Origin of the sequence: Maribellus comscasis, from assembly GCF_009762775.1 — a bacterium.
GTDB classification, from domain to species: Bacteria; Bacteroidota; Bacteroidia; order Bacteroidales; family Prolixibacteraceae; genus Draconibacterium; species Draconibacterium comscasis.
Genome location: NZ_CP046401.1, coordinates 2,526,075 through 2,551,502, shown reverse-complemented (window position 1 = coordinate 2,551,502; position 25,428 = coordinate 2,526,075). Strand labels below are relative to the sequence as shown.

The 25,428-nt window shown below is 36.9% G+C and carries 15 protein-coding genes; 3 read left to right on the top strand and 12 right to left on the bottom strand.

Features of this window, described 5'->3' with window-relative positions; genetic code table 11:
* Nucleotides 1-147: 147 nt before the first annotated feature.
* On the bottom strand, nucleotides 148-3,228 hold the full coding sequence (locus tag GM418_RS10145; protein ID WP_158865690.1) for a histidine kinase: 3,081 nt from the start codon (nucleotides 3,226-3,228) through the stop codon (nucleotides 148-150).
* Between the two features lie 145 nt (nucleotides 3,229-3,373).
* The gene (locus GM418_RS10140; protein ID WP_158865688.1) at nucleotides 3,374-6,394 is read right to left on the bottom strand and encodes a histidine kinase; all 3,021 of its coding nucleotides are present in this window, start codon (nucleotides 6,392-6,394) and stop codon (nucleotides 3,374-3,376) included.
* A gap of 161 nt (nucleotides 6,395-6,555) precedes the next feature.
* Between GM418_RS10140 and GM418_RS10135 the strand changes: the two genes are divergently transcribed.
* Nucleotides 6,556-8,595 carry a hypothetical protein gene (locus GM418_RS10135; protein WP_158865686.1) on the top strand — a complete coding sequence of 680 codons (2,040 nt, stop codon included), beginning with the start codon at nucleotides 6,556-6,558 and terminating at the stop codon, nucleotides 8,593-8,595.
* Nucleotides 8,596-8,752: 157 nt separating this feature from the next.
* Nucleotides 8,753-10,105 (top strand): transposase, encoded by a 1,353-nt coding sequence (locus GM418_RS10130; protein ID WP_217447505.1) that lies wholly within the window; start codon nucleotides 8,753-8,755, stop codon nucleotides 10,103-10,105.
* Between the two features lie 559 nt (nucleotides 10,106-10,664).
* Here GM418_RS10130 and GM418_RS10125 read toward each other — a convergent pair.
* The 7 genes from GM418_RS10125 to GM418_RS10095 form a co-directional block, all read right to left on the bottom strand.
* A complete protein-coding gene (locus GM418_RS10125) occupies nucleotides 10,665-11,084 on the bottom strand; it encodes a hypothetical protein (RefSeq protein ID WP_158865684.1) in 420 nt (139 codons plus the stop codon).
* Between the two features lie 81 nt (nucleotides 11,085-11,165).
* Complete coding sequence (locus GM418_RS10120) at nucleotides 11,166-13,946, bottom strand: carboxypeptidase-like regulatory domain-containing protein (RefSeq protein WP_158865682.1); 2,781 nt, start codon at nucleotides 13,944-13,946, stop codon at nucleotides 11,166-11,168.
* A gap of 236 nt (nucleotides 13,947-14,182) precedes the next feature.
* On the bottom strand, nucleotides 14,183-14,770 hold the full coding sequence (locus GM418_RS10115) for a DUF4386 domain-containing protein (RefSeq protein WP_158865680.1): 588 nt from the start codon (nucleotides 14,768-14,770) through the stop codon (nucleotides 14,183-14,185).
* 107 nt (nucleotides 14,771-14,877) lie between these two features.
* Nucleotides 14,878-15,864 (bottom strand): NAD(P)-dependent alcohol dehydrogenase, encoded by a 987-nt coding sequence (locus tag GM418_RS10110; RefSeq protein ID WP_158865678.1) that lies wholly within the window; start codon nucleotides 15,862-15,864, stop codon nucleotides 14,878-14,880.
* Nucleotides 15,861-16,058 (bottom strand): hypothetical protein, encoded by a 198-nt coding sequence (locus tag GM418_RS10105; RefSeq protein WP_158865676.1) that lies wholly within the window; start codon nucleotides 16,056-16,058, stop codon nucleotides 15,861-15,863. Before GM418_RS10105 ends, GM418_RS10110 begins: the two co-directional genes overlap by 4 nt.
* Nucleotides 16,059-16,186: 128 nt before the next feature.
* A complete protein-coding gene (locus GM418_RS10100) occupies nucleotides 16,187-17,368 on the bottom strand; it encodes a serine hydrolase domain-containing protein (RefSeq protein WP_158865674.1) in 1,182 nt (393 codons plus the stop codon).
* A 30-nt stretch (nucleotides 17,369-17,398) separates the two neighbouring features.
* Nucleotides 17,399-19,111 (bottom strand): acyltransferase family protein, encoded by a 1,713-nt coding sequence (locus GM418_RS10095; protein WP_158865672.1) that lies wholly within the window; start codon nucleotides 19,109-19,111, stop codon nucleotides 17,399-17,401.
* A 327-nt stretch (nucleotides 19,112-19,438) separates the two neighbouring features.
* Between GM418_RS10095 and GM418_RS10090 the strand changes: the two genes are divergently transcribed.
* The gene (locus tag GM418_RS10090) at nucleotides 19,439-22,054 is read left to right on the top strand and encodes a helix-turn-helix domain-containing protein (RefSeq protein WP_158865670.1); all 2,616 of its coding nucleotides are present in this window, start codon (nucleotides 19,439-19,441) and stop codon (nucleotides 22,052-22,054) included.
* A gap of 19 nt (nucleotides 22,055-22,073) precedes the next feature.
* On the opposite strand, the gene GM418_RS10085 is transcribed toward GM418_RS10090, so the two are convergent.
* From GM418_RS10085 to GM418_RS10075, 3 genes are all read right to left on the bottom strand, one after another.
* Complete coding sequence (locus GM418_RS10085) at nucleotides 22,074-22,523, bottom strand: hypothetical protein (RefSeq protein ID WP_158865668.1); 450 nt, start codon at nucleotides 22,521-22,523, stop codon at nucleotides 22,074-22,076.
* A 353-nt stretch (nucleotides 22,524-22,876) separates the two neighbouring features.
* Nucleotides 22,877-23,332 carry a hypothetical protein gene (locus GM418_RS10080; RefSeq protein ID WP_158865666.1) on the bottom strand — a complete coding sequence of 152 codons (456 nt, stop codon included), beginning with the start codon at nucleotides 23,330-23,332 and terminating at the stop codon, nucleotides 22,877-22,879.
* Between the two features lie 142 nt (nucleotides 23,333-23,474).
* The gene (locus GM418_RS10075; RefSeq protein ID WP_158865664.1) at nucleotides 23,475-25,337 is read right to left on the bottom strand and encodes a helix-turn-helix domain-containing protein; all 1,863 of its coding nucleotides are present in this window, start codon (nucleotides 25,335-25,337) and stop codon (nucleotides 23,475-23,477) included.
* Nucleotides 25,338-25,428 lie beyond the last annotated feature (91 nt).

Below are 25,428 nucleotides of genomic sequence, written 5' to 3'. Positions count from 1 at the left end.
CTTACAATTAATAGTTTATAGTTTTTTTGAGGAGCCGCAAAATTTAATAACTAAATTATTAAGAATGCAACTGATTTTTCAGTTATCAAAAACTATTCCGCAATTATGTTTATTATGTATATTTTGTTTTTTTAACATTAAAAAAATTTAATTTTCTTCAGGAATATAGATATCTACTCGTGTTCCAGTATCGTTTTCGGTTAAGTCGATGGTTTCCAAATGGTATTTTTCTCCGTGTTTTTCCTGCAAAATTTCAAGCCTGTCTTTCATCAATTTTGAACCTTTCCCGTTTTTGGCTTTGGCGATGTTTTTTGCTGCTTCACGGCCTACTCCGTTGTCTTCAATAGTAATTTTTATTCCCGACTTGTCACGCGCGACTTCAATTTTTAGTTGTCTGTAGCCGGTTTTATTCTGAAGGCCATGAATAACCGCATTTTCTGCAAAAGGTTGTAAAAGCATTGAAGGAACCATCGTATTGTTTGTATCAATTTTATCTTCAACCGAAATAGTAAAATCAAAATCAAACCGCAGTTTCTCGAGATTCAGATACTGGTTTATCATTTCCAGTTCTTCGGCCAGTGATACTTCTTCTTTTTCTGAATTCTGCAATACTTTTCTGATTAATCCGGCAAAGTCGGCCAAATACAAATGGGCCTCGCGGCCCTTGTTTTGCTGAACCAGGTTTTGCACCGAGTTCAAACTGTTAAAAAGAAAATGGGGGTTCATTTGCGACCGGATTGCAGTAAGTTCCAGCTCGCGCAACCGCCGCTGCTGCTGTTCCTTTCGGAACCGTTGCCGAACCCGCCATCTCCAGATTAACAAACTTAAAATAAGTAGCGTAAGAAGTATTAGCAGTACAATAATTATAATTTTGAGTTGCGATTTATCGAGCTGTTTTTTTTCAACGCTTGTCTTTGCTGCATCAGACGCACTTTTGAAAGAATTGTGATATCCTAAGAAATTTCCTTCGCGGTCAAATGCTGCATAAGTACTCCTGTGAAACAACAGTTCCTTTAAAGAAGCAGTATCATTTTTATAGAAGAGTTGTTGAATTACAGGTTCCGCTCTTTTATTGTATTCTTTCCATTCCCGGAAATTACTCCCTTCTGTAACCATTATTATTTCAAGATCCGGATTCTTTGGTGCTATCACATCCAGTTCATATCTATCTCCAATCCAGGTCGATGGGAAATAGAAAACAGTTGGTTTTCCTTTTATAAGATCTGAAAAGGATTGTTCTTTCCCATCACTATCAAAAAGTTTTAAGTTAGGAATATGATCCCCTGTTTCTATCTTCGCCCTCTGCTGGAGCTTTTGATTGATTTCATTTACTAATTCGATGTCGTTGCAACTTCGCGCCATCAATTGTAGGTATTGGATCGCAGCTTCTTTTTCATTGTTGGAGTATGATATATGAGGCATATTGCGAATTGGCAAATAATCCATTAGAATTTGATTAAAGGTTGAACCAATTTCTCGGTAAAGAGGAGCACCGGTTAAGATCAATTGAGCAAATTGTGTTAATTGATCAATATCATTAAAACTATAAAATCGTGATATAACAGTTGACGAATGGCTGCTAACTTTTTTAGTTTTCCGGAGTTGATAATTCAGGTACTTAGATATACTTTTGCGGGATTGTATTCCATAATCGTTATAGGTTAGTTGAGGATTTAGTTCTTCTGCCAATGCTGAAATTCTTTTGGTATTTTTATTTTCAGCATCTGTAACATAATGCCCCGGATATCTTCTTTCTAAAAATATTGAGCTAATTAAATAATCATATACCCCATTGTAAATAAAGGCTTTTACCTCGTTAGCAATAAATGAACGGACTTCTTTATTTACTGTGTTTTTATACTGAAACGATATATCGTCAGTTTGTTTTATAGCTTTTTCAAATTCAGTGTTGTAGTTTTTATAGTTTATCTTGTATGTGCCGTCTGGCATTTTAGTGGCACCACGTCCAAAATATAAATCACCGTCAAGCACATATTGACTACTATTTGGTGAAATTAAACCAAGGTTTTCCAGTTTGATCTTTTCTCGTAATTCCAATAGCAATTCTGCCTCATTCTTTCTTTCTCCATAAAAAGAAAGTGTCCAGGGTTTTTCTTTTCCATTTGCTATAAATTTTAACGAATCACCAGGTTCGCCATACATCACTATCTTTTCATTGGATAAATTTCGGTTTGGATTTTCGTTTTCAATATAAATTAAACCACTGTTGTGAAAATTAAAAGAAGTTGAAAAAGAGCCATTCTCATTGAGAAAAACAGTGATTTCTTTCAAAATGGTACCAAATGGCTGGTCCAAGAATTTTATGAATATTTTGTTACTCAACGGATCTTCAATCTTACCCGAAACAAAAAGTTTTTGTGCCGGTACAAGGTGGGAATCTATCAGGCTGAGACTCTTTTCAAATACTTTCCAATTTCCTGTAAGAAAATTTTTCTCTGTTTTTCCTTTAGAAGATTCGTATCGAATGCTGGAATAATTGGTTATAATTCCGCTTTCAAGATTTAACCAGTATTTTTTTTGTGTTTTCCCCGGAACAATCTTTTGGGTGTTTTCATCTCCCAAGCTAATGAATGTCGGACTTTTTTCTATAACTTTTAATTTGTCCGGAATTTTCGAATTTATAATGGATTTGTCAGTTAAGTTTGAATTATTAAACCAGGTTAGAAATCTCACCTCCTCATCTTCGATAAACCATTTGTTTTTATTTATTATGTCCCAAACCAAATCAAGTTCTTCGCCTTCAATTTGTAGTTCGGCTAATCTTGTTCGAAATGAATTAATAAGATTTTGTCTGTTTATCAGTTCAATGCTGTTTGTTTTTAGGTTTAGTGAAAATTTTAATACAGACCGGCATAATAAGCCCTGGACTACATCATATGGTCGTGTGACAACCAGCTCGGGGAAAAAATAGTCAACACAGTTTAACATCTCACCATACGACCCATTATCACGTATATTTTTTGAGTATTGAAAAGAGAATTCAATTAATTCGTTTGGGACGATTTTCTCAACAGTTATTTTTATTTTTTTTGCATCCTCTTGTAAAAACTTATCCGGTTCATTTTCAGATTTCAGATATATTTTATCGATTTTCTCAAAAATATATTCATGTCTTTCCTGAAGATTTAGTTTTATAATTTGCTCTTGCGAAAAAGCTCTTGCGAAGTTAAAGATTATTGTAAGTGTTAAAAAGAGTTTTGTTTTCATAACCGTTGATTTTGGTTGTTTCAAATTTGGCAGGAAAAAGCGACAATAAAAAGACAGATTTATTTAACGGCAGGATTGATTTATTAAACGGTAGTATTATTTAAAAAGAGCTTCTTGAGGTTACAAATTTTTTTTACATTGCAAATTACCTTTCATCCGGAATCTGAATTTCTACTCGTGTTCCAATATCATTTTCGGTTAAGTCGATGGTTTCCAAATGGTATTTTTCTCCGTGTTTTTCCTGCAAAATTTCAAGCCTGTCTTTCATCAATTTTGAACCTTTCCCGTTTTTGGCTTTGGCGATGTTTTTTGCTGCTTCACGGCCTACTCCGTTGTCTTCAATAGTAATTTTTATTCCCGACTTGTCACGTGCGACTTCTATTTTTAGTTGCCTGTAGCCCGTTTTATTCTGAAGGCCATGAATAACCGCATTTTCTGCAAAAGGTTGTAAAAGCATTGAAGGAACCATCGTATTGTTTGTATCAATTTTATCTTCAACCGAAATAGTAAAATCAAAATCAAACCGCAGTTTCTCGAGATTCAGATACTGGTTTATCATTTCCAGTTCTTCGGCCAGTGATACTTCTTCTTTTTCTGAATTCTGCAATACTTTTCTGATTAATCCGGCAAAGTCGGCCAAATACAAATGGGCCTCGCGGCCCTTGTTTTGCTGAACCAGGTTTTGCACCGAGTTCAAACTGTTAAAAAGAAAATGGGGGTTCATTTGCGACCGGATTGCAGTAAGTTCCAGCTCGCGCAACCGCCGCTGCTGCTGTTCCTTTCGGAACCGTTGCCGAACCCGCCATCTCCAGATTAACAAACTTAAAATAAGTAGCGTAAGAAGTATTAGCAGTACAATAATTATCGTTTTGAGTTGCGATTTGTTGAGCTGTTTAGAGGGTGCATTTAAACTTTTTTTCGCCATGTCTCTTGCAGTAACTGCATTTCCGGCAAAACCAATTCGAACCCCGTTTTTATCGTATAATATAAAATGTCTGCTATTGCTTTTAAAAATATCCCGGAGTTTTACATCTTCGTTTATTAAAAACAGCTGATGAGCAACTGGTTCGGCACGTTTTTCATAATCCAGCCATTCCTGAATATTGGAGCCCTCCATCACCAAAACAAAATTGATTTCCGGGTTTTCATTGGCTAAATCGTCCCAAAAATATCGTTCTGCCGACCAATTGTTTGCGATGTAAAAAATAGTTGGTTTGTCACCAAAAAAATCACTCATATAAACGGGCTCGGCATTTTCATTAAAAAATTTATTGGAGGGAACAAAAATCTCATCTTCCCAGTTTTGCTGATTATCAATTATTTCTTTTATCGAACTGATGAATCCCTTGTCGTTACAAACGCGGGTCATTAGATTAAGGTATTCATCGGCTTTTTGTTGCGTATAGCTTTCAAATTGATTTGGTTGGTTTGATATATCTGACTTTTCACGTAAAAGTAATTCAGTCAAAACTGAATACAACGCATGCCCTGCGAGGATACTTTTAGTTGCTTCCACCTGGTAGGGCAAATCATTGTGAAATATATAACTTGAAAGTATTGGTATTGCAGCAAATTCCGGAAATCCGAGTTCGTCAATGATTTTGTTTTTCTTAAAAAAATAGTTCACGTAACTTCCTGCCAGTTGCCGTGAGTGGATACCATATTCGTTATAAAAGTCGTAAATATTTGTAGTATCCAGAATATTTTTCATTTTTAAAAAGCCTTCTTCACCTATTTCTTCAAAACGTACTCTTCCATTAGAGGCACTTCTGCTCCATTCTTCCATCGATAAATAATAAATCAGGATATTAAATAAGTATGCCTTTGTTTCATTTTTAACAAACTCAAAGGCATGTTGCTCCACGTTATTTTTATTTGGAGATGAAAGATTATTAAATGCTTTGGTAAAATCGGAATAGCTCAAATCAGATGAAAAGAAACTAAGAGTACTCCAATCCAATCTCTGGTTAAAAATGTTATATTCTTTTCGCCAGTCGTATAATAGTTTTGAAGTACCTGCAAAATCTTCGGAGAATGTAACTTCCCAGGGAAATGTTTCTCCCGTAGCTTCAAAATGAATCCGGCTTCCCGGTTCGGCATAAAAAGCCATCATTGGTAGATTACCTGGAGAATTAATATTACCAAATTGCAAGTAAATCAGTTGAGGATGGTTGAGTTCAGTTTCAATCTGGAAGGAATTGTTTTCATCCAGGAAAACCGATTCTTCAAACAGTTGTGTTCCAAACGGGCTGCGCAAAACTGCCAGCGTAATTTTTTTGTTCCTCAAATTTTCAATTTTTCCTGAAATGGTAAACCGGTTTTGTGGAATGGTTTTAGAAACCTTTAGGCTAATATCATTTTCAGTATGTTTTAGGTTATACTTTTTGTTTTCAAACAAAATCGGGTATTTAACTGAATCGATTTCAACGGTATTGTATTTTTTTAAGTAACGTTTTTCTACTTCGTAGACAATTTCTTTTGAATATAAACCGGGTTCTTTTTCCCATCTTTTTTGTTTGAGGTAAGCCCAGGGTTTTTCCAGAGACAAATGAATGTCAAAATTTTTGATGTTTAAGCTTCCCGAAAAAGACGCTTGTGGGATTTGAAAAATTTGTTGAATTTGGGAAGTGGTTGCCGGAATTATTTTCTCATTAAAATCAACAATGCGGTTATCGATTTTTCCCGGCGAGAGGCCTTTTTCTCTCAAAATTTTTCGCGCTTCCATTAATAATTCTTCCAGGTTGAGAAGCTCGATTGTGCTTGTTTCAAAATCAAAACTGTATTCCAGAGTTAAGCGGCTGAGTAATGTTTCTGTAAAATCGGGGGAGGTATTCTCAGGGAAGGCTTCCTGAAAATACGGAAACCTGTAATCTTTTACTTCGGGTGTTGGCTGATCGGGTTTTTCAAGCGTGTTTTTTGTGATGTTCACTTTTAAAACTTCTTTGTTTTCAGGCCCGAATTTGTCGAATTTTAGTTCATAGGTTTTCTTTTTAATAAAACGGTTTTGCTTCTCATTATCGTCGGATAATATGTACGTCAATTCTGTAGACTCATAAATGGTTTGTTTCCCAAATTCAGGGATCAAGCGAATTGGTTCATTTTGTGCTATCCCATAAAAAGAAGAAAAAAGAATAATGAACATTGGAACTGCAAGTTTTGCTTTCATAACCGTTGATTTTGGTTGTTTCAAATTTGGCAGGAAAAAGCGAGAATAAAAAGACAGACTTATTTAACGGCGGGATTGATTTATTAAACGGTAGATTCAACAGAAAGATTTTAGACTCAAATTGTTATCTTCGTTCCAACGGAAACTAAATCTATTGCTAAATGAACGCCAAAACTTTTACTGTTCTTTTTATCATTGTCCTTTATACATTAGCTTGTTCCACCGATTCAAATCAGCTTGTATTGCTCGATGAAGATTTTTCCACACTGCCGCACGGGCCTTTGGGAACGGATGTTGGGGCGCACACTGAATACCATTACATTGCAGAAGCACGCGCGCAAACCCGCTGGGCAATTTCTACATTTCGCTATAACCTGCCACCATCGTGGGAAATCCGTAAAAACGGCGATGGGCAAATGCTTTTCCAAAATGCAATAAACCCGGATAAACACTGGCACCCGATGGTAGTAACCGGTTCGGAGTTTTGGAATGATTATACTCTGGAAGTTGAATTTAAACCGCTTGAATTGAAAAGAAGAAACGGAGTGGTTTTTCGTTATCAAAACGACCGTTGTTATTATTTTGCAGGAGTTGAAAACCATTCAGCGAAAATTATAAAAGTGCAAAACGGTAAGGCATTTCAGGTTCCGAATGAAGTAGTGTTGGCAACGGCTGAATTTTATACCCTGGAAGACGGGACAATTCATTTGAAAATTGATCTGGATTCAGATAATATTAAGTGTGTTGTAAATGATAGTATCTCCTTATCGGTTAAAAATTCAAGCTTTGAAATAGGAAAAGTAGGATTACTTTCCGATTCTCCGACGGCGTTTTATTCTGTAAAGATTTCTTCTTCAGAAGCAGATTTTCAAAAATATAAAAATGAAGAAAGCCGTTTTCAGCAAATTCAGGATTCGTTAATTGCTGAGAATCCAAAAATGAAAGTGTTCAAAAAGATTCAACTGGAAGATTTTGGAACAGGGAGAAATGTTCGTTTTGGGGATCTCAATGGCGACGACAAAACAGATATTTTGCTCGGACAAGTTGTAAATCATGGTCCGAAAGACCGAAACAGCGAGTTGAGTTGCCTCACCGCAGTTACACTGAATGGTGATTTATTGTGGCAAAAGGGAAGCCCGGATCCGTGGAAAACAAAACTAACCAGCGATGTGGCTTTTCAGATTCATGATGTAAATAACGACGGCAAAAACGAGGTTATTTATTGTATGAACCAGGAATTAATTGTTGCAGAAGGTGCCACCGGGAAAGTGCTGCAAAAAATTTCAACGCCACTTTCACCTAGCGGAAAACCACTTCCTTCGGGTCACAATATTTTTCCCCGCATTTTGGGAGATTGCCTCTATTTTTGCGATTTGGAGGGGAATGGTTTTGATTCGAATATTATTTTAAAAGACCGTTACAATTATATTTGGGCGTACGATGCTAACCTGAAACAGTTGTGGCAAAATGAATGCCGTACCGGACATTATCCGTTTGCGTATGATACCGACAACGACGGGAAAGATGAAATTGTTAGCGGCTACACACTTTTTGATGAAAACGGAACAAAACTCTGGAGCCTGGATGATGTGTTAGAGGATCATGCCGACGGTGTGGCGATAGTTCAGTTAAAAGAAAGTGAGTCTCCTGTTTTTGTTTGTGCGGCCAGCGACGAGGGAATTTTCTTTGCTGACACTGACGGAAATATTTTGAAACACCACTATTTTGGGCATATTCAAAATCCGGCAGTTGCTAATTTCCGAGACGATTTACCGGGACTGGAAACTGTTTCTGTCAATTTTTGGGGAAACCAGGGAATCATGAATCTTTTTAACTCATCAGGAGAGTTGTACCACACTTTTGAACCAACTCAGTATGGCAGCATGTGTCTTCCTTTAAACTGGACAGGGAAAACAGAAGAGTTTTATATTTTGAATGCAAACACTTCCGAGGGAGGAGCATGGGATGGTTACGGAAGGAAAGTACTGGAATTTCCAGACGACGGACATCCGGATATGAGCTACGCGGTAGTGGATGTTACCGGCGATTGCCGCGATGAAATTGTCGTATGGAATCCAAATGAATTGTGGGTATATACGCAGGAAGATAATCCGTTGAATAATGAGAATTTATACAAACCGGTGAGGAATCCGCTATATAACTATTCCAATTATCAGGCAACGGTTTCAATTGCTGAATAATAGAAAGAAGCGTTTTGGCAATGTACAGAAAATTCGGGATGTTCATAAGTATCAAAACCTATTGACAATAAATACGATAGGTTTTGTTATTTTTAAGAAAAACCCCGAAAAAGGCCTGAATCGCCAAAAATCGGGGTAATTTTCAAAATCCTTAATTGTGAAAGTACAAAGAATTTATGAAACGCCCCTTGAAATTAATTTTAATTCACCACGTCAGGAATTTTCTCTTTACTGGAAATCATTTTTAACATCTGAAATTGGTAAACTCTATGTCTCCTTACCCTGGGATGATTTAGTCCGGCATTTTAAAATCAAAGAAAATAAGAAAGGACCTTCCCGTTTTTTTAGTCCCGGGGGAATGATTGCATTGATGTTCCTTAAGTCTTATGTGGGGTGTTCAGACCGAAAACTAATTGAGCACTTAAACGGCAATATCCACTTTCAGCTTTTTTGTGACATCTGGCTACAAGGTGAAAGGCTTACCAATTATAAAATTGTCAGCCAGATACGTACTTTTTTGTCATCAAGGTTAGCTATTAGTGAAGCTCAAAAAATATTGGCAAAACATTGGAAACCCTTTATTGAACATCCCAACATTATGCTTACCGATGCAACATGTTACGAAACTTCGATGCGTTACCCAACCAATATAAAACTACTGTGGGAAAGTGTAGACTGGTGTTACGGTCAATTGAAATTAAGCTGTAAGTATTTAAAGATACGAACACCCCGAACCAAATATCTCAAGCAAAAAGAAAGGTATAGTCACTACAGCCGAAAGCGCAGGAAATCGAAAAAGCAGCGTAGAATACTTACCCGGAGCCTGCTGCACTTACTGGGGAAATTATTGTTTTTACTGGAAGAAACCCAGCAGAACTATCTTTATGAATTTACCATGCCAGCCAGATATTATCGCCAAATCAAAATAATTACCACGGTATTATCTCAACAACAAGAAATTTTTGATACAGGTAAAAGTGTACCCGACCGTATAGTCAGCCTTTCAAAAGCTTATATCCGGCCAATTGTACGAGGAAAAGAAGTTAAACCTGTTGAATTTGGAGCCAAGGTAAATATGATACAATTTGGAGGGATTAATTTTATCGAGCACATAAGCTTCAGCGCTTTTCATGAGGGGATAAGGCTTAAGCAATCTGTGCGTTACGGTCGCCAGCTGGTAGGTAAACCAACACACCTTTCGGGCGATGATATTTATGCCACCAATGCCAACCGCACCTGGTGCAGGAAAGAGAATATCATCCATGGGTTTAAACGAAAAGGAAGGGCAGGAAAACATGAACAGCACCGGAAAATACTTCATTCTGTACTTCGTAAAGAAAGAGCCACGCGAATGGAAGGAAGCTTTGGAACAGAAAAAGAACACTACGGCTTAAAGAAAATAAGGGCCATGACCCGGAAAAATGAAGAACTCTGGATTTTCTTTGGTGTACATACAGCAAATGCAGTTAGGATAGCCCGAAAAATGGCGCTCCAAAAACAAGCTGCCTAAAATCAAATCAATTTATTCAAAATCTTTAGGCAAATGGGAAAACTATGCCCAATTCCGGCCTTTTTTCGTCATAAAATCAATCGACACAAAAAAAAGAGATTCTTTTATCAAAATCGGGAAAAAATATCAAGGAGATTTTACCCGATTTTGTCCGAAGACCTTTACTGCTGAAGGTGCCAAATTAGCTTTCTGGAATGGTGAAAAAGAAAGTTGATCCTTTCCCGGGTTAGCGTTCAAGCCATTTTTTTCTATTGCGTTTGGAGATAAATTATTTAATATCAATTCATTACCCGTACTTTTTTCAACCCGGGTAAACTCGGTTGAATAACCTTCTCCGAGCTTAAATAACGATTTTGCTTTTTCCGGAGGAATGTCAACCCCCTGAGTCAGCGATGCTAAATGTTACAAAGCCTGGTTTTGTCTTTTCAGTGCTGATTTATATCTTGCTGCCCGGCTGGATGAATCTTACGGTTTTTATTTGCAGTCTTGGAAGAGACCCGCAACTTTTAATTTTTTGTATAAAATCAGGTTAACTTAGCGGAATTTTTTTTGATGCGGCTTAACTTACTTTGGCTTCTTCTTTTATACTTTTTAGCACGTCTCCTGCCAGAATATAGCTTGATTGGTATCGTCTGGTTTTAAATAATCCCTGTGACATTCCTTTTAATTCAATTTGGATATCTTCAAGTGACCGGATGATGGTTGAACGGAACATTTTTGCACAATTTATGCAGGTTGTCTCTTTTAATTGGTAGGTTCTGTAAAAAGCCTCGTTAAGTGCTTCAATTGATTTTTGATACTCCTTATTTTGCAGGTAAGTTTCAGAAATAGAATACTCTTCGTTTATAAACGCCAGGTGACTTTTACATCTTACTCCGTTTCTTTCACATCTTATCAGTTCAAATTTGCTGTCAGAATTCTGACCATTTCCGTTCTTAACAGAACTTTTTTTAGCAGGGCCGCTTTTTTCCATTTTCATTGCTCCGGTTTTACACACAGCTAATTAAATAATATTTTTTCTAAAAAGCAACATATATAAATAGTTTATTGTCTTTATCTCTTAATTATTTTTTACAGTGTATGTTTTTATCGTATAAAAAGGTATTCCTGATTTACCGATACCTTCGATCTTTAACAGATATTCTCCGGGAACATCGGAGTTAAAATATTGAATTGTCGCATTTCCCAAATCGGAGATGGAGATATTTGGATTCCAGTAAAGTGTTTTTCTCAAATCAATGGCTTCGTCCTTTTGTTTTTGATTTTTATAAACAGGAGAATAAAACTCCCTGACTTTTGTATAGCCCGGAATGTGGACAATATTTGGGTCTGCCTCAGGTGAAGGTGCGCTTTCGTCCGGTTTAAATCCTTTCAGGGTTATTTCTATTAACCCTCCGGTTCCGTAAGGCGTATATCTTAATCCGGCAGCCGAAGATTTTGTAACTTTAATGGTTTCAATATCACTGGAATTCAGGTAATCCACATCTTCGTAGCTGAACCCTGCTACTCTGCCGTTAACCACAAAAACAGCGCCCTGCATGTTTTGGTCGTAAATAGAATTGTATCCGCGAAAAAGGATTTTCCCTCCGGCTGCAGTATCAAAATGTCCGGCAACTTGTTTTATCAATTGTAAAATCCCTGTTTTTGGATTGTATCCAAAATTGATATGAATGTCTTTATCTTCCAATATATAGCTTTGATGTTCCTTTTCATAGGTTTCAACCGGAATCACAGTTGGTATTTTTGCCTTTACATCAACTTCCTCAACCCAAATATTTCTTTTCGTTGTGTCCGAAGCGTATAAACTACCGGGAGAATGATTTTGGCCGGATGAAAGGTCTTCTTCGCCGGTAGTGAAACTATTTCCGGCGGAAGAATATAAACGATTTGAAATCCTGTTTAATTCCTTTAATTTTTCCACATTAACAAAGTCATCGATAGTTACGAAAACGTTTTTTCTTCCCTGCGAATTGGTTGCCGTTAATACCAATTTTGTATCATCCAAAATACCGGTAAATTCTGATTTGTTAAATTCAAAACGTCCCTGGTTATCCGTTTTTGTGGCGATTGCAGAAAATTTATTCATATTCATCAGGGTCACCTCGCCGTTTTTAACAGGCTTTCCTTTTCTGGTTGTTACAAGCCCCGATAAACCCACAGAATTATTGAATTCTTGTTGATTGTTATCCAGTATATTTTCCCAGGTAAACCTTCGCCATCCGTGGGTAAGCATCAGTAAATCGAGGAGTTTTTCAGAATCTTTGTGTTCAGAAAAATATATTCCCCGGGCAGGAATTTCGCCTTTTAATTCGTTGCTTAAAAGTAAAGCGGTCATAATATTTTCAGCCCAGATTTCATCGCGCTCAGAGTTGATAGGAATAACACTTGCGGAGAAAACACCAGATAAGGGTTCTCCCATGGAATTTTTTAGACTGAGATTGATTTTTACTTTTTCTTTTCTTTCATAAATTTCTTTTAACGATTCGGCTTGGATTTCCGGCTTTTTATCCAGGTTTACAAATAGAAGCCGCTCTGCCTGAGGAATTCCGTTTTGATCAAAAACGGTAATTTTTCCTACTCCCAAAGGCATTTCTTTTACAGGAATTGAGAGGGTTTGTAAATCTTTGAGCGGTTTTGTTGTTTCAAACCAAATGCTGTCTCTCAAAAGCAGAAGTACGGAAATTAAGTCTGTTGATTCACAGGAATTTGACTCAACTTTCATTGAAATTCTTTCCGGATTGTTCTCCAGAATTTGCAAAGAATATCCTTTCTCTTTTGCTTCCGGGAGTTTGTAACTTTTATCGTAACCCCTTGGCTCCTGGATTTTTAAAAACAAGTTTGTATTCTTTTTCGATTGAATGTTTACACTTCCCATTCCCAGCGCGGTTGTGGTAACTTCTGAAATTATTTCTCCTTCTGAATCCGTGAGAATCCCTTTAAAATCGAAAGGATTTCCCGCAACGTCAGTCGCTTCAAATGCTACGACTGAGTTAAAATCTTCGATAAGATCTCCTCCCTCAGGGAAAAACCGGATAGCAGGCGGAAGCGATTTTACAGGAACATGAACATTGAGTTCACCCGTTAATCCTGGTTGCCCGATTTGTGCACAGATATGCACCGCTTTGTTTTCCAATTCCCCGGGAAGTATCATTTCAAAATTTGCCACTCCGCTCTCGCCTGAGTTAATTGTTTTTTCATTTAAGATGTGTTCGTCCTGTTTTAGCTGAAGCTGAATTTTAACTCGTCCGAGCCTGAAACCATTATCTCCAAATACTTCCAGTTTTTCTTCAATTTTATTTCCTTCAGAATAAACGGAATCAGGTATTTGGATTTTGATATCAACAGTTTCTCTGGCCGGATTTTTAATTTTAATTTTTTTCACAAAAACATTCTCAACTGAATTTGTGGAACTGGAATTTGTTCCCGCAATTAAAAAATAGCTTCCGCCTGATAATGTATCGGAAAGATTGAGCTGACCAAAGGAGGTGCCTTTTTCAACCCTAAACTTTCCTGTAACGATTGACTCTGTTTTGGTTTCTCTTTTATAAAGGCCAACATTCAGAAGATTTTCTGGTAATGAAGGGACCAGAGAACCGGATTTAAAATTGTATGCTTTAAACCAAATGGTATCACCCGGCTCAAATATGTCTCCATTTGTGTGCAAATACAATACGTCTTCATTGTACCCGGTTAAATAATTCTGAAGTTTTAAAAGTATGTTTTCAAAATTATTTTGGAGAAGGGAGTTGAAAGACATCGTCGTAAAAAAAAGAATAAATCCTATAATTGATAAGAAACTAATTGTGATCGATTTTTTAAGTATTTTTTTTGGTTTATACATTTTATAATCAAAGTTGTTTATTTCAAAGTATGTCAATTTACTAAAAATGTTATTTGCTAATTGTCATTCTGAAATAAAATCTGTCTCAATATTTTATTGATATGTATTTAGAATAAGATAAATTTTGACCATTTTAAGGCACAAAAAGTTCACAGCATTCCTCTTTTTATATGCAGATTTCTGCTGCTACCACATCTATCTGTTAACCGGGATTGAATCCGGTAGCGCTCTTATGGTTAAGTAATATGATACAATTGGTTTTTGGGTTTAAATCCTTTTGTAATCAGCCAAACACCCAGGAATATTTCGTTCAGGATAATTGGAAACGCCAAAATCATTCCCAAATTGGTTTGAATGCTGAAGGTATTAAGCACAACGATACCGGTTACTCCAATAAAACCCCAGATTGATATAAATCGCGGGAGGAGATGGTATTTATACAGCACCCAGTATAAGACCAGAGCGCCGCTGCAAAAAAACAGAGGTATTAATATTCCGGTAAAAATTATGCGCAAATCACTGTTGTTTGCACCAAAAGCCAGCGAAAGTGGAGCTGCTGTACAGGCCAGCGATTCCAGCATTCGTAATCCCAAATAAGATTTGGCAGCGCCGGGATGAATGGTTTTTAATACCGGAAACAGAAGCACTCCAATTCCGAGCACAGCTAATGCATTTACAATTTCCAGTGTAACACCCGCGATCAGGACAATCGGGGTTGAATTTTCCTGCGTCGTTTCAAGCAAACTGCCCCCAATCAGGCTGGCTGCCATTGCTGTCAGAAACAATGTTCCTGTATATCGTGCTGTTTTTTTATATGATTTCATCTTGTGGATTTTAGTTTTTTTGGCTCTTATTTTTGGTTCGTTTAACTGCAATTCCTTGAGAGGTGAAAGCAGGCAATCGGGCAAAGATTGTTGTTTTTATATCTAGGTTATTCGTTCTTGTCTGTTACACTCACTGTTACATGTCCCTTTTTATGGCCGGCATCCACATATCGGTGTGCTTCGACAATCTGGTCAAACGTGTATTTTTTGTCAATTACCGTTTTAAGCTTACCTGTCTCAATAAGATTTTTCAGGAGCTCCAGATTTTCGGCGGTATAAGGAGCAGATCCTCCAATTACTTTTTTTGAACTTGTTAAGGACGTTTTTAAACCTTTAATAATCCTTGGAAGCTCGAGATGTACAGCCGAAAGGTAAATACCTTTTTCTTTTAAAGCATTTATATGGCTTATTATCGGACCTTTGCCAACGGTGTCAAAAATTACATCGTAATTATCGCCTTTTTTAGGTAGATCATCTTTGATATAGTCGATTACTTTGTCGGCTCCTATCGATTTCACCAAATCCAGATTTGAAGTACTGCAAACTCCGGTTACTTCGGCCTCCATTGATTTTGCAAGTTGAACTGCAAATGTTCCGATCCCGCCGGAAGCTCCATGAATTAAAACCTTGCTTCCTTTTTGTATATCTCCTTTTTTCAGAAAATGTAAGGCGGCGAGTGCACAATGCGGAACTGCCGCCGCTTCTTCAAAAGTCATGTTCGACGGCTTAATTGTCATCACCGCCTTTTCTGACAAACAAATGTATTCTGCATAAGCACCAAAAGAGGCACCGGTTGATGCAAAAATCTGATCGCCTTGTTTAAACCGGCTAACATTTTCTCCAATCGATTCAATTTCTCCGGCCAGTTCAACACCAAGAATATTTTTTCGCGGGCCTTTAAATCCCATGGCCATTTTTACCGGGAAGTTAAAAACGGAGGGAAACACAGCACCTCGAATTCGTGTGTCGGCACCGTTTACTGTGGTTGCAAATATTTTTATAAGTACTTCATTTTTTTTAGGAACCGGCTTTTCTACTTCTGTCATTTGAAGAACTTCAGGCGCTCCGTATTTTAAACAAACTATTGCTTTCATGATTGATCTTTTTCAAAAAGTGAAATAACAGGAGCGATTATTAATCCGGCGCCCACTCCGATAATTATTGAGGCTACAAAAATTAATACGGAGGTTTGCAGATAAATTAAACCAACGCCTATTCCGATCATTGTGGTGCCGCCAATGGCCCAATTGCTTTTCTCTTCTTTTTTGTTTTTGTTTGAATTTTCCATGCTTATTGAATTTTAGTGGTAATAATTTACAAAAATTTGAAATAATAAGTTGATTTTCTTTGATTTATGAGTTGATTCCAAAGTTTAAATAAAAGTAGTCTGACCGTTTTTTTTTGACTTTTATATAATTAACTAATTGCTGGCAATATGTATTTTTTGAGAATTTTATGCTGCTTCACCTTCGATTGGTAATTTGCGCCGGTAAAGACAACAATAGAATTGATTTCCGGCATTACAATAATTTTTTGTCCACCCCAGCCAAGTGCAAAGTACATGCGTCCTGACGTTGAATTTTGTTTTGTCCACCAGGTATAAGCATATCCAACTTTTCCCAGGTCTTCGCCAGGGATGTTAATCCCCCGGTTATTATTAAACGGCATGCTGCTTTTTTCTACCCATTCGCCGGAAAGTATTCGTTTACCATCCCAGACGCCTTCGTTTAAAAACAGGGCTCCGATTTTTATCATATCTCTGGGTGTAAGTTTTAAACCTCCCGCTGTACTTATTTCACCTGTCCTGTATTTCAACCACCAGTCAAATGATTCAATTCCCAGCGGTTCAAATAAGTACTTTGCGGAAAATTTATCGATATTCATTCCTGTGGCATTTTTGAGAATTTCGGCGAGTAGTTGCATATCACCTCCCGAATAAATAAAATGTGTTCCGGGTGCAGCAACCAATGGACGTTGTAAAACAAACTCAATCGGGTTTTTATCCGAAAAATAGATTCCGATGGCGTCGTTTTGAACACTGCTCAAGGGAGAGCTCCATTCATCCCAGGCAAAGCCAGAGGTCATTGTTAGCAGATGTTCAATAGTAATATATTCTTTGCCATTGTCTTTATATTGCTGGTAATCCGGCAGAAAATCAAATATGGATTGTTCAACGCTCTCAATAAAGCCTTGTTCTAATGCGATTCCAATACATATTGAAGCAAAGCTTTTACTGACGGATTGCAGTGCGTGTGGCATTTCACTGTTCCATCTAACCCATTTCCCTTTATGGCCTGGCGCGTCCCACTGGTAGGTGTGACCCTGAAAATATTCTTCAAGAACCAGTTTGTTGTTTTTGAATATCAAAATAGAATGAATTTCCTTGTATTTTCCTTTTTTAATGGCTTTTACAGCGTCAGCCAAATATCTGCTATCGATTTCAGCTTCCTCGGAAGTGCCGATTTTTAGTCCGTCGTTTTTTAATTCCGGAACACGATAGAGATAGTCAGTATTTCTGAATACGGTGTCATAGCTTACATCAGTTAACATAAAAAGGATGACTGCCAGTACCGTTATTTTTATTGTCAGTAGTTTCATTTTGATTTGTTTTTATGGTTTCAGTTGTTACTATTTCAGCATTTCAGCAATTACTGGACGGGTTGCTTTAAGTTTTTCATAATCAAGAGTTAATCCCAGCGGTTCGTACACTTTAGAGAAGTAGTCATAGATGGGTTTTACGGTTTCAAAGGGAACGGTGACTGATTCGGCGGCAGTTGAGCCGGCATTGTTTTTTATGGATTTGTCAACTCCGTTTGCCAGCAAAACTTCAATTACCTCAGTCCGGCAAAAAAACGCAGCAGTATGAAGTGCAGTTGAGCCATCGTTGTTGGTTTGATTTACATCGGCACCTGCTTTAATTAAAGCCAGTGCTGCTTCGGTTTGTCCAAAAACACAAGCTGTAATTAACGGACTTGAGCCTCCCGCTGCTTCTTTTTTATTTACGTCGGAGCCAGCTTTGATGTGATAATTTACCATTTCCATATTCCCGGTAATCACAGCAGCATGTAAACTCATTTGTGGCTGATTCACAGGTTGCTGAACCCGGATTGGTTGCTCATCTGCTTTTTGAGGTTTGTTTTCTGTTTTTTGAAAAGCTGTTCCGATAATAAAAACAACTGCCATTATTGTAATCACAGTTTTTGCATTTATCGATTTTTGTCTGGTTTTACGCCAGGAATAAATTATCATATTTGAAAGCAGGAATGTAAAGCCGGAAAGCAGTACATATTTTATTCCGCCGTGTACAGGAAGATGAATCATGGCCAAAGCTACCACTCCCAGAACAACCATATGAATGATATAAACTGCGTATGAATTTTTGCTGAGTTCACCCCAAACAGGGTTGGTTTTATTGAGGTTAAAACGGAAAGCATGAATTAAAATCTGGAGAAAACTCAACATGGCGAGAAGAGCCGATGCATAATAGACCAGTCTGTCGGCGAAATTTGAAATAAAAAAGTGATTCCTTCCCGGTTCAATTAAATTGTAAAACAGATTTATCGCAAAAAGAGTGAACACCCCCAGCGAAATTGTTAAGGTTACATTTGAAGCAATATAAATTTTGTAGTTCGGTTTTGTTCCTTTAAAAGCATTGAGTTTGTAGCAAAGCGACCCTAAAAGAAACGACATAAAATAGACCAGCAAACGTTCGTTCTGAAAATCAAGCAGCGGTGAGTGGGTCCAGCCTTTTAATCCGGCTTCAGAAATTACCATACTGTAAATTACTCCCAAAATAAAAGTTAGAACAACAGCAGTTTTTAGCGAAACTTTAACTTTCAGAATTTTGGTTTTCGCTAAACCAAGATAAATTACCTGGAACATAAAAAGTACAGGAAGAAACCACAACCAGTTTTGCGTAGGGTTGTTGGCAAAAAAGGCCAGGTCGGTTCCGGTTCTTTCAAAGATGTGGAAATAGGAAAACCATTTTTCCTGTGGCAATCCGCGTGCAAATAAAAATATGGCTTTGTAGGCAGGTATTAAAGTAAAAACAGCAATAATCCAGGGGAGCATAATTCTTTTAATTTTTGATTTTATGAATTCCCATGAATTTTTGTTTTTTAATGAACCCGGAATAAAGTAACCCGAAATAAAGAACATCATAAACATAACAAAAAGGTCGAGGTACATTCGCACCAGTGCAATTGGATTCCATTTTGCCGGATCACTAACAATCCAGAATGCATCGAATCCTTGTTCGTAGGTCATTCCTGCGTGTAATATAACTACAAGGAGGATTAAGAAAGTTCTCAGATTGTCCAGAAAATAAACTCGTGTTTTCATTGTAATTGTTTTAATGTATTTTGCGATTTTTCGTTGATGTAAAGGTCCGGCAAATCGTGATGCAGGGTTAATCAATTAAAAGCCAAAGAATATGAAGTTTCAGCAGTGGATATAAATTATGGCGCAGAGATATAAATTATGATGCAATTGTCTTTAAATCTCAAATAGGCAGGCATCAAAACCAAATTTAAAAAGTATTAAAAACTGTGTTTGCAGAGTTCAGGTAAATCGTTGAGTTTGAAATTTATTTGTGTTTTGAATTTTGAAATTTTGTTTTTACAATTATTTGTATCTTGGCATTAAATTCCAAAAAATTCGATTAATCAGGTGTCTGAAATCCGTTCCATAGACAAAGATTTTCTTCAAAAAATCACTGAAATTATAGAAGAGAATATTTCTGATGAACAGTTTGGTGTTTCGGAACTGGCAGAAGAAATTGGGATGAGTCGTTCGAATTTGCTGAGAAAGGTGAAAAAACTAACGGATTTATCGGTTAGTCAGTTCATCCGAAATGTGCGCCTGGAACATTCAAGGGAAATGATGCAGGATGGAACTTACAACGTATCACAGGTATCATACAAAGTGGGTTTTAGCAGCACTTCCTATTTTATCAAGTGTTTTCGTGAGTATTTTGGTTATCCCCCGGGGAAAATAGCAGAGGTGCAGGAATTTGAAAAACCAACGGAAAATCCCGGGGTAAATTTACAATGCCATCAACTGGCAGCCATAATGTTTGCTGATATTGAAGGGTACACCTCGATGATGCAACAGGATGAAGGTAAAGCAATACAAATAAGAAACAGGCATCGCGAAGTTTTTAATTCGGTTACCTCAAAATACAACGGTAAAATTTTGCAATATTACGGCGATGGGACACTGAGTACATTTAGCAGTGCAATAGACGCGGTACGGTGTGCCATTGAAATTCAGTTAAATTTTTTGGAAGAACCCCAGGTCCCGGTCAGAATTGGAATCCACAGTGGAGATATTATTTTTTCAGACGATGGAGTAATAGGAGACGGAGTTAATGTTGCTGCAAGAATTGAAGCGCTGGCTTATGCCGGAAGTGTTTTTATTTCTGAAAAAATTTATGATGAAATAAAAAATCAACCGGCCATTAAAACTTTGTCGCTGGGAGAATTTCAGTTAAAAAATGTTGGGAAGCCGGTAGAAATTTTTGTGGTTTCCAATCCGGGCTTAGCTGTTCCCGGCAGAGATGAAGTGCTGAAAAAGGATAAAATCAGTAAAAAAAGTACAGAGAGAAAAAATCCGGGAATGATTGTCGGTATTTATGTTGCAGCTGTACTTGTTGCTGTTTTATTATTTGTTTCTGTAAAATCAGTTTTTTTTAAAGAAAGGAATGCTGAAAAATCGATTGCTGTTTTGCCATTTAAAAACGATAGCAACGATTCTACCAATGTGTATTTCATAAATGGCTTGATGGAATCGACATTAAATAACTTGCAAAAGATTCAGGATTTGCGTGTTATTAGCCGGACTTCGGTGGAAAAATACAGGAATAGTCCAAAAACATCTCCGGAAATTGCCCGTGAATTGGGTGTAAATTTTCTCGTTGAAGGGAGTGGGCAAAAAGTAGGAAATAAGATTTTGTTGAACATTCAGCTGATAGATGCAAAAAATGATAAACATTTGTGGGCAGAACAATACAACCGGGAGACTGGTGATATTTTTTCTTTGCAGGGTGAAGTGGCAAAAAATATTGCTGAGGAAATTGAAGTAATCGTTTCGCCGGAAGTTCAGGAAAGCATCAACAAAATACCAACAGATAATCTGGAAGCATATGATATTTTTCTCAAAGGAACTGATATTTTGAATAAAGGATTACCCGAAAATGCAAGACAATCAATTCCATATTTAAGGAAAGCCATTGAAATGGATGGTGAATTTGCCCGTGCATATGCGGCATTGGCAATGGCTTATTACACCATAGACGAAAGCCGGGCAATCAGATTATTTACCGATTCGATAAATTATTATGCCGACAGGGCTATGTTTTACGATTCAAAGTTACCGCAAAGTTTAATCGCCAAAGGCTTGTTTTATATGAATAGTCAGGAATATGAACTGGCGGTTCCCTACTTTGAAAAAGCGCTCGAGTATAATCCGAATTATGATCTGGTTTTTGTTTTCCTTCTCGACTTGTATGTCAATCATCTGCCAAATACAGAAAAATATCTTGAATATGCATTGCGGGGCCTAAAAATTGATATTTCTTCCTACGACTCAACCATCGCAAGCTTTAATTATCTGCACATTGCAAATGCATTTATTCAGGCAGGATTTCAGGAGGAAGCAGAAAAATATATCAATAAATCATTAGCGTATTATCCCGGTAATCTGTATTCTGCTTATACAAAAGCATATATTGTATTCGCCGGAAATAAAGACCTGATTCAAACCAGAGACCTTTTGCTGGAAACGTATAAAAGGGATACTTCCCGTCTTGATATTATGCAGGAAGTAGGCAAAATCTATTATTACCTTCAGGATTACGAAAACGCTTACAACTACTACAGGAAGTTTATTGATATCAGGAAGGCGTATAATTTGAATATTTATTACTCTGAAAATGCAAAAATAGGATACGTTTTTAATCAAATGGGTTTTGTTGAAGAGGGCGAAAAATTGTTGGAAGAATTTAAAATATATACAGAAAACGATAACTCAGTATATAAACACACGGGCTTGGCATTATATTATTCATACAAAAGTGAAAACGCCAAAGCAATTGAACAGTTGAAGTTGTTTTCTGAGGAAAGCAATTATTTTTATTGGGTAGTACTGTTTACCCCAATAGAACCGTTATTTGAGAATATCAATGATTTTCCGGAGTTTAAATCGGTAACAACAAAAATTGAAAATAATTTTTGGGAGTGGCATCAAAGAATTAAGGATTCACTTCAGAAAAAAGGCTTATTATAAAAATTGGTTTTATTTTTTTCTACCCAACTTCTTTTGTAGTTAATACGGGATTTTCCTCAACCTTGAAGATGTTTAGTTTTTTTATGAAGTTGCTCAATTTTGAGTAAGCCAATTGGTAGCGTTTTCTGTGGAAAATACTATAAGACATCTCGTATAGTTCTTCCTGCATTGTTTCAAGTGTTTCGTTAATTGAAGACTGAAACATCGAGACACACTTCGTACAGGGAGATTCTTTTAATTCAAGAGTTCTGTAATATGCTTTTTGAAGTTGCTCAACGGATTTTTGATATTCTTTGTTTTCCCTTGCCAGCTCAGATTCTGCATAAAGTTTATTTATTTCCGGAAGAATATTTGTACAATGAATACCTTTTATCGGGCACCCAATTAATTTAAACTTATCTTCTTTGGCATTTAAATAAGCCACTTTTGCATCTTTAAAAGAAATCATTTCTGTTCTGCCTGCTCCCATCTTACTTTATTTTTGGTAATTGTGAATCAACATATTAAAATGGTGATTGCTAAATTTTCTAAAGTCTTTTTCGTGAAAGTAAAATTAGGAGTTATTAGTATTTTTTTGAAATATACGTTGCTGAAATTGAGGGTAAAAAATGCCTAATCTGTTATCAGTAATTCTTTCATTGAGACTATCAAGTCATGGGAAAAGGGAAGAAAAGAGGCTGAGGTAAAACCTCTTTTCGTTGATTTTTCAGGTTGGTGTATTTTGAAAAATGTTGCTAAATGTCAGTCGCGCCAGTTATTTTGTAAAGACATAGTATAGATAACTTCGGCGATTTTGAAATCTGTTTTAGGTTTAAGTAATTTTTATCTGCAATAAAAAGTCTCGAATGCAGGCTCTGTTGGAAACCAGTCTCCATACCATTCAGGAATAGTAGCAGTTCCCACAATTTGCCAGTATGTAACTAATCCACCTTCACCTATTGTTCTCACATTCAGCACAACTTCAGCACTTCCGTCACCATTCCATTTGATGTTTTCAGTCCTTACAAAGCGATAGAACTGCCCGGTTTCTGAACCCTTCAGTTTATTGCCTTTAATATTCCAATGTTCAACTTTTGAATTTACGGCCGTATGTAGAATGACTGTTCCGCAAAGCCATTCTCCATTACCATCATTGGCACATGGGCAATAAAAACAAAAGGGCTCTTCCTGGGTTCCCCAGGTGAACTTGTCTGTAACCTTACCATTTTGTGCAAATGCACCTGTTCCAAATAAACAAATGACTGCCACTGCGGCTAAAAGATTTTTGAAAGTTTTCATAATATTTTGATTTTAAGTTGATGATTCAAAGTTCCTGAATAGAAAGGGTGGTAACTTATCAACCAAAACGCAAATGATTAAAATTTTGCAGCATCAATAGCAAATTTGCGGTATTTGGGAAAGGAGAAGAAAATGCAGCTGTCTAGGAGTTATCAGGGAGAGATATGCCTACAGACCGGGCAATTTTTTTGAATTCTGACTTATTGCGCAACGTGTAAAAGTCCGGATATGTTATCATAACAGGAAGGTCTTCATTTTTATATTGAAATGCGATTTGCAAATAGTCCATGGCTCCCTGTTCTTCCTGAACCAGCATATGGACCGAAGATATAATCACCGGATTTGCGCAAAAGCGAGGTGCATTTTGTTTCGCTTTTTCAAGATAAAAGCGAAAACAATCTTTGTAGTTTTTGGTATTGTCATAACAACTGCCCAACGCATCATTTCCCATAATATCCTGTAGTTTTCGCCACGATTCTACAGCTTTTTCATTATTGTCAACCTGAAAATAAACGAAACCTATTCCGTTGTATGCAAATCCGTAATTGGGATTTAGCTCCAATACTTCATTGTATTTGTCGATTGATTTTTGGTAATCGCCGTTGATATAATACCGCTCTGCAACCATACAGCTGATTGCCGGATTCAGCGGATCAAGTTTTTCAGCAATAAGTGCCTCTTCAATTGCTTTTTTGTAATCACCCTGAATAATGTAATAGTTTGATAAAATCTGGTGTCCGGCAGCATTATTGGGCTCAATACTCAAGCCAACATTTACCAACTCTTTCATCTTTTCCCAGTCCCAATCGAGTTTTCCGCTCAGATTGCCCAAAGTGATGTAAGCCTCAGCGAGCGATTCATCAAGCTCAAAGGCTTTGTTTATAGCCTCCCTTGCCTTTTGGCGGTTATCCAATTTTTCTAAATTATCTCCGATTATTTTATTTATTGAAAGATAGGTTTCTGCTTTTGTAACATAAGCTGGAGCAAAATTCGGATCTTTCTTAATTGCTTTATTAAGATAATCAAGGGCACTTAACAGTGAGTTGTACCTTGTCTTCTGTGTATTCCACAAGTGTCTTCCCCTCAAATATAAATCAAATGCTTCCGGATTTATTTTGTAATTTTGTGCCTGGTTTTCAGTCGGTTTAATAATTGAAGAAATTTCTCCTGCAATTTCATTTGAAACTTCACTAACCAACTGCAAAATGTTGGAAGAATTTTGGTCGTAGCTGTTGGCCCAAATGTGTTTTTCCTTTGGGAATGGTTCAATTAGCTGGACAACTACCCGCAAACTGTCTGCTTCATGCAATACTGAACCTTCCAAAAGCAAATCTACTCCAAGCTCTTTGGCAATCTCAGAGTATATTTTGTTTTCTCCTTTATACTTCATTGACGAACCCCGTGAAATAACACGCAACGATTCACTTTTAGATAGTTCAAGAGTTATTGCTTCAGTGATTCCATCAGCCAGATATTCTTTGTCCTGATTTTTTGACAAATCCAGTAAGGGGAGAACGGCGATTGAAGATTGTTGTGCAGAGGTATTATTTATAGAATTAACAACAGTAAAATAGCCTGTTACTATTAAAAAAAGAAAGAAGACAGCCAATAGTACAGGTTTTATTTTTATTTTCCGGTTTCCATTCTCTCCTTTTGGAACAAATGTATTCACAGTCTCTGTTTCCAGCTTTTTTTTATATTCCCCGGGTGTACAACCAAAGTGGTCAAGAAAACATTTGTTAAAATATGAAGGGCTGCTAAATCCTACTTCGTAAGCTACTTCGGATGCAGTCAGGTCAGATGTTTTAAAAATTTTTGTAGCTTCTTCCAAGCGGATCTCACGAATGTAATGGTTTACAGACTTTCCGGTGGCGGCTTTTACTTTTCTTAAAATTTGGGACCGGCTTAAGCCTAGTTCTCCTGCCAAATCTGTGACTCCAAACTTTTCATCCCGGATTTTGGTTCGAATGATTTGTCGTGTTTTTTCTATGAAAATTTCAGCCATATGCTCAAAACGACTAAAACAAGTTGATTTTTAGTTACTTAAATATAACAAATTTTGAACAAATAAAATGTATCGTTGTGGTGTGTTGAAA

Coding starts and splice junctions, on each gene's coding strand:
- GM418_RS10145 (WP_158865690.1), bottom strand. CDS start 3,228: ATGAAAACAAAACTCTTTTTAACACTTACAATAATCTTTAACTTCGCA.
- GM418_RS10140 (WP_158865688.1), bottom strand. CDS start 6,394: ATGAAAGCAAAACTTGCAGTTCCAATGTTCATTATTCTTTTTTCTTCT.
- GM418_RS10135 (WP_158865686.1), top strand. CDS start 6,556: ATGAACGCCAAAACTTTTACTGTTCTTTTTATCATTGTCCTTTATACA.
- GM418_RS10125 (WP_158865684.1), bottom strand. CDS start 11,084: ATGAAAATGGAAAAAAGCGGCCCTGCTAAAAAAAGTTCTGTTAAGAAC.
- GM418_RS10120 (WP_158865682.1), bottom strand. CDS start 13,946: ATGTATAAACCAAAAAAAATACTTAAAAAATCGATCACAATTAGTTTC.
- GM418_RS10115 (WP_158865680.1), bottom strand. CDS start 14,770: ATGAAATCATATAAAAAAACAGCACGATATACAGGAACATTGTTTCTG.
- GM418_RS10110 (WP_158865678.1), bottom strand. CDS start 15,864: ATGAAAGCAATAGTTTGTTTAAAATACGGAGCGCCTGAAGTTCTTCAA.
- GM418_RS10105 (WP_158865676.1), bottom strand. CDS start 16,058: ATGGAAAATTCAAACAAAAACAAAAAAGAAGAGAAAAGCAATTGGGCC.
- GM418_RS10100 (WP_158865674.1), bottom strand. CDS start 17,368: ATGAAACTACTGACAATAAAAATAACGGTACTGGCAGTCATCCTTTTT.
- GM418_RS10095 (WP_158865672.1), bottom strand. CDS start 19,111: ATGAAAACACGAGTTTATTTTCTGGACAATCTGAGAACTTTCTTAATC.
- GM418_RS10085 (WP_158865668.1), bottom strand. CDS start 22,523: ATGGGAGCAGGCAGAACAGAAATGATTTCTTTTAAAGATGCAAAAGTG.
- GM418_RS10080 (WP_158865666.1), bottom strand. CDS start 23,332: ATGAAAACTTTCAAAAATCTTTTAGCCGCAGTGGCAGTCATTTGTTTA.
- GM418_RS10075 (WP_158865664.1), bottom strand. CDS start 25,337: ATGGCTGAAATTTTCATAGAAAAAACACGACAAATCATTCGAACCAAA.